At 73.0% G+C, this 5,721-nt stretch carries 5 protein-coding genes; all 5 read left to right on the forward strand.

Annotation, left to right across the window (positions count from 1 at the left end):
• The coding region (locus tag ACFRCR_RS16085) for a [protein-PII] uridylyltransferase (protein ID WP_377678911.1) at positions 1-1,773 on the forward strand (1,773 nt) is incomplete at its 5' end.
• Positions 1,774-1,783: 10 nt separating this feature from the next.
• Positions 1,784-3,415 carry a signal recognition particle protein gene (gene ffh, locus ACFRCR_RS16090; RefSeq protein WP_377678913.1) on the forward strand — a complete coding sequence of 544 codons (1,632 nt, stop codon included), beginning with the start codon at positions 1,784-1,786 and terminating at the stop codon, positions 3,413-3,415.
• Positions 3,416-3,532: 117 nt separating this feature from the next.
• Positions 3,533-4,651, forward strand: coding sequence for an amidohydrolase family protein (locus tag ACFRCR_RS16095; RefSeq protein WP_191797317.1), 1,119 nt, complete (start codon positions 3,533-3,535; stop codon positions 4,649-4,651).
• A gap of 303 nt (positions 4,652-4,954) precedes the next feature.
• Entirely contained in the window at positions 4,955-5,389 is a 435-nt protein-coding gene (rpsP, locus tag ACFRCR_RS16100) for a 30S ribosomal protein S16 (RefSeq protein ID WP_030150614.1), read from the forward strand.
• Entirely contained in the window at positions 5,389-5,628 is a 240-nt protein-coding gene (locus ACFRCR_RS16105) for an RNA-binding protein (RefSeq protein WP_030150613.1), read from the forward strand. The genes rpsP and ACFRCR_RS16105 overlap by 1 nt, the downstream gene beginning before the upstream one ends.
• Positions 5,629-5,721: the final 93 nt, after the last annotated feature.

Below are 5,721 nucleotides of genomic sequence, written 5' to 3' on the forward strand. Positions count from 1 at the left end.
CGCCCCCAGGGGGTGCGGGGCCTCCGGTCCGAGATGCTCGAGGTGGCCCGGGCGCTCAGCGGACCGGGGAGCTCGGGCGTGGCGCGACGGTCGGCGGTCTGCACCCTGGTGACCGACCGGCTGCGGGCTCTGTGGGACGAGGCGACCGCGGGGGAGAGCGTCGAGGGGATCGCGCTCGCCGCCGTCGGGAGCCTCGGCCGCGCGGACATGGGTCCTGTGAGCGACCTGGACCTCGTGCTCGTGCACGACGGGCGTGGCCACTCGGCCGAGCAGGTCACGGCGGTCGCCGAACGGCTCTGGTACCCCCTGTGGGACGCCGGGGTGGACCTCGACCACGCGGTGCGCTCGTTGTCGCAGTGCCGCCAGGTCGCGTCCAAGGACGTGCCCGCGGCCGTGGGGTGGCTCGACGTGCGAGCCGTCGCGGGGGACGCGCTCGTGGTCCACCGGGCCGCGTCGGCGGTCCTCACGGACTGGCGGTCGGCCTCACGGCGCCGGCTGCCCGAGCTGCTGTCCTCGATCAAGGAGCGGGCCGAGCGGTCGGGGGAGCTCGCGTACCTGATCGAGCCCGACCTCAAGGACGCGCGCGGCGGCATCCGGGACGCCGTGGTCCTGTCGGCGCTCGCGGCGACGTGGCTCACGGACCGTCCGCACGGGACGGTCGACCGCGCGTACGCCCACCTGCTCGACGTGCGCGACGCGGTCCAGGTGGTCACCGGACGGCACACGAACCGGCTCCTGCTCGCGGACCTCGACGAGGTCGCGGCCATGAGCGGCTACGACGACCCCGACGAGCTCCTGGCGAGCCTCGCCGAGGCGGGCCGGGAGATCTCCTACGCGCTCGACACCACGGTCCGGCGGGCGCGCCAGGCGCTCCAGCGGCCGAGCGTCGCGCGGCGTCCGGTCCTGGTGCGGGGACGTCGTGCGGCACCCCGGCTGCGGTCGGTCGGCGACGGGCTCGTCGAGCACGACGGCGAGCTGGTCCTCGCGATCGACGCGCACCCCGAGACCGACCCCCTGCTCGCGCTGCGCGCCGCGGCGACCGCGGCCCGCACGGGCCTGACCCTGTCGCCGGTGTCCGTGAGCAGCCTCGCGCACTGCCCGCCCCTGCCCGAGCCGTGGCCTGCGCTGGCACGGTCGGCCTTCCTGTCTCTGCTGGGCAGCGGGCCCGCGCAGGTCGCCGTGTGGGAGGCGCTCGACCTCGTGGGGGTCGTCACGACGTGGATCCCGGAGTGGGCCGGGGTCCGCAACCGCCCGCAGCGCGCGGCGATCCACCGGCACACGGTCGACCGTCATCTGGTCGAGACCGTCGCGCGGGCAGCCCGGGACCGCAGGACCGTCGAGCGGGGCGACCTCCTGCTGCTCTCGGCGCTCTTCCACGACATCGGCAAACGTCGTGGCGCGCAGGACCACTCGGAGGAGGGCGCGCGCCTCGTCCCGGGCATCCTGCGCCGCATGGGCTTCGGGGACGGGGTGCCCGACGACGTCGCGCGCCTCGTGCGTCATCACCTCACGCTGTCGCGGCTCGCCGTCTCGGCGGACCCGGACGACCCGGCGACGATCGCGGAGCTCGCCGCCGCCGTCGGGCACCGCCGCGACCTGCTCGACGTGCTGCGCGCGCTGACCGAGGCCGACTCCTCCTCGCTCGGGCCGGCGGGCTGGACCGCGTGGCGCGCGCGCCTCGTGGACGACCTGACGGCCGCGACCCGGGCGACCCTGCCCGAAGGGCCGTCCCCGACCGGTAGGCTGGGGACTTCCCTGATTCACGAGCGGTAAGGATGACGCGGTGTTCGCCACGCTGTCAGATCGATTGACGTCGACCTTCAAGAACCTGCGGAGCAAGGGCCGTCTCTCCGAGGCGGACATCGACGCCACGATCCGTGAGATCCGGCGCGCGCTCCTCGACGCGGACGTCGCTGTGCCCGTCGTCAAGGACTTCACCGGTGCCATCCGGGACAGAGCCCTGTCGGCCGAGGTCTCCGGCGCGCTCAACCCTGCCCAGCAGGTCGTCAAGATCGTCAACGAGGAGCTCGTCGCGATCCTCGGCGGTGACAGCCGCGGGCTGCGCCTGGCGAAGAACCCGCCGACCGTCATCATGCTCGCGGGCCTCCAGGGCGCCGGCAAGACGACCCTGGCGGGCAAGCTCGCGCTGCACCTGCGCGAGCAGGGGCACACCCCGCTGCTCGTCGCGGCGGACCTCCAGCGCCCCAACGCGGTCAACCAGCTCTCGGTCGTGGGCGAGCGTGCCGGCGTGCCGGTCTACGCCCCGCTGCCGGGCAACCAGGGGTCCGAGGGCGAGTCGGGCACGAGCGTCGGCGACCCTGTCCAGGTCGCCCGCGACGGTGTGGAGACCGCACGCCAGCGCCAGCACGACGTCGTGATCGTCGACACCGCGGGCCGCCTCGGCGTCGACGCCGAGCTCATGCGCCAGGCCGCGGACATCCGCGACGCCGTGAACCCCGACGAGATCCTGTTCGTCATCGACGCGATGATCGGTCAGGACGCCGTCGCGACGGCCAAGGCCTTCGAGGAGGGCGTCGACTTCACGGGCGTCGTCCTGTCGAAGCTCGACGGCGACGCCCGCGGTGGTGCCGCGCTGTCGGTCGCGCGCGTCACGGGTCGTCCGATCCTCTTCGCGTCGACCGGCGAGAAGCTCACCGACTTCGAGGCGTTCCACCCCGACCGCATGGCGTCGCGCATCCTCGACATGGGTGACGTGCTCACGCTCATCGAGCAGGCCGAGAAGGCGTTCGACGCCGACGAGGCCGCGAAGATGGCCGAGAAGGTGGCCAGCGGGCAGGACTTCACGCTCGCGGACTTCCTCGTCCAGATGCAGCAGATGCGCAACATGGGCTCCATGAAGAAGATGCTCGGCATGCTGCCGGGCATGGGGCAGATGCGCGAGGCGCTCGACAACTTCGACGAGCGCGAGGTCGACCGCATCGAGGCGATCATCCGCTCGATGACCCCGGGCGAGCGCGACAACCCCAAGATCATCAACGGGTCGCGCCGCGCGCGCATCGCGCGGGGGTCGGGTGTCACCACGAGCGACGTGAACCAGCTGCTCGACCGGTTCGCGGGCGCGCAGAAGATGATGCGTCAGATGAGCCGCGGTGGAGGCATGCCCGGCATGCCCGGCATGCCCGGCATGGGGAACCTCCCGGGCATGGGCGGCAAGAAGGCACGCGGTCGTGTGGCACCGCCGCCCAAGGGGCGCAAGGCGAAGTCGGGCAACCCGGCCAAGCGTGCCGCGGAGGAGGCTGCCCGTCAGGCGCGTGCCCTCGGTGGTCCCGCGGCGCCCCCGGCAGCGCCCGGTGCGGCGTTCGGTGCCCTGGGCGGTGCCAAGAGCGCGCAGAAGTCGCCCGACCCGGCCGATCTCCAGCTCCCGCCCGACCTGGAGAAGTTCCTGGGGCGCTAGCGCGCTAGGTTATGTCCTGCAGGTCACGGTGGCCCTCACCGTGACCTCCCTCCGTCCGTCCCGCCCCCGGTCCGTCGGGGGTCGGGCGAGCCCGACCGCCCGAGAACTGGGAGTCCGATGTCCGCGCTCGAAGGCCCCTCGCTGCACCTCCGGGGGCACATCCTCCTGGGAGACGACCGGGAGGTGTCCGACCTCTGGGTCAAGGACGGTCACGTCACGCTGACGCGGCCCTCGGCGCAGGGCACCAACATGCTGGCTCTCGAGGGATGGGTCCTGCCCGGCCTCGTCGACGTCCACTGCCACGTGGGTCTCGGCAAGGACGGCGCGGTCGACAACGCCACCGCCCAGGCGCAGGCGATCGCGGACCGCGACAGCGGCGCGCTCCTCCTGCGCGACGCCGGTTCGCCCCTGGACACGCGGTGGGTCCGGTCGCGGCGCGACCTGCCCCGTCTCGTGCGGGCCGGGCGGCACATCGCGCGGCCCAAGCGCTACCTGCGCGGCTACGGCCTCGAGCTCGACGACGTCGCGCAGCTCCCGGACGCCGTGCGGCAGGAGGCGCGGGCCGGGGACGGCTGGGTCAAGCTCGTGGGCGACTGGATCGACCGCGACCTGGGCGCCGACGGTGACCTGCGACCGCTGTGGCCCCAGGACGTGCTGACCGAGGCCGTCGCCGTCGCGCACGCCGAGGCGGCGCGGGTCACGGTGCACGCGTTCTCGAGCGAGGTCGTCCCGTCACTGCTCGCCGCCGGGGTCGACTGCATCGAGCACGGCACGGGGATCCACCCCGACGACATGTACACGTTGTCCGAGCGCGGCATCGCCGTGACGCCCACGCTCCTGCAGATCAACGAGTTCGAGAACATCGCCCGCCAGGCCGACGCGAAGTACCCGCTCTTCGCAGCGCGCCTGCGCGACCTGCACGAGCGCCGCTACGAGCAGGTCCGCCAGCTCCACGAGGCGGGCATCCAGCTCCTCGTCGGCACGGACGCCGGCGGGACCATCGGCCACGGCCGGATCGCCGACGAGTGCGCCGAGATGGTCGCCGCCGGGGTCCCGGTCGCCGACGTGGTCGCTGCCGCCAGCTGGCAGGGACGCGAGTTCCTCGGGTACGGGGGACTCGTCGAGGGGTCGAGCGCGGACCTGATCGTGTACCCGGCGGACCCGCGGGAGAACATCGAGGTGCTGCGGCACCCGACCGCGGTGATCCTGCGCGGGGAGATCGTGGCGCCGCTCTGAGACGTGCGTCGCCTTCGTCGAGGGGCGGTCGGGGTGGTCGCGGAGGGCTCGTGGCGCCGCTCTGAGACGTGCGTCGCCTTCGTCGAGGGGCGGTCGGGGTGGTCGCGGAGGGCTCGTGGCGCCGCTCTCGCCGTCCGGTCGCGCGATGTTGGTCGGAGCGTGCCGGATCTGGCACAATAGCCGGGTACTCGGCGTGCCCGGCCCCTCTCTCCGCGCAACGCCGTGTCCCGACACCGTGCTCACCTGGTCCCCACCGGGAGGACGCACGGGTCACCTCACCCAGAACCAGGAGAGACCACCACAGTGGCCACCAAGATTCGTTTGAAGCGCCTCGGCAAGATCCGTGCGCCGTACTACCGTGTCGTCGTCGCGGACTCGCGCACCAAGCGTGACGGTCGCGTCATCGAGGAGATCGGCAAGTACCACCCGACCGAGGAGCCGTCGCTCATCGACATCTCCTCCGAGCGTGCGCAGTACTGGCTGAGCGTCGGCGCGCAGCCGACCGAGCAGGTTCTCGTGCTCCTCAAGATCACGGGTGACTGGCAGAAGTTCAAGGGCCTGCCGGGTGCCGAGGGCACCCTGCGCGTCAAGGGCGAGAAGGTCGACCCGGCCGCCGCCATCGAGGCCGCCGCCAAGGACGCCGAGAAGGTCAAGGCGAAGGCTGCCGAGAAGAAGGCTGCTGCGCCGGTCGAGACCGAGTCCGCTGACGCGGCTGAGGCAGCCGAAGAGCAGGCCTGATGCTCGGCGAGGCGCTCGAGCACCTGGTGCGCGGGATCGTGGACAACCCGGACGCCGTCCGGGTCAACGCGAAGCCGCTGCGTCGGGGCGAGCTGCTCGAGGTCCGGGTCCACCCCGAGGACCTCGGTCGCGTCATCGGCCGCGGCGGGCGGACGGCCCGTGCACTGCGCACGGTGATCGGAGCCCTGTCGGTCGACGGTCCGGTGCGTGTCGACGTCGTCGACGTCGACCGCCGCTGACGACGGCTGAGCGCAAGCCGAACCACAGCACGAACGTGACGGTCGGTCCGCCGACCGCACGCCGACGAGGCCCGGTCCCCCTCAGGGTGGACC

The organism is Oerskovia sp. NPDC056781, assembly GCF_042789955.1.
Lineage (GTDB): Bacteria > Actinomycetota > Actinomycetes > Actinomycetales > Cellulomonadaceae > Oerskovia > Oerskovia rustica.

Bases quoted from the DNA above. Each gene is read 5' to 3' on its own strand.
- ACFRCR_RS16095 (WP_191797317.1), top strand. From the start codon at position 3,533: ATGTCCGCGCTCGAAGGCCCCTCGCTGCACCTCCGGGGGCACATCCTC.
- ACFRCR_RS16105 (WP_030150613.1), top strand. From the start codon at position 5,389: ATGCTCGGCGAGGCGCTCGAGCACCTGGTGCGCGGGATCGTGGACAAC.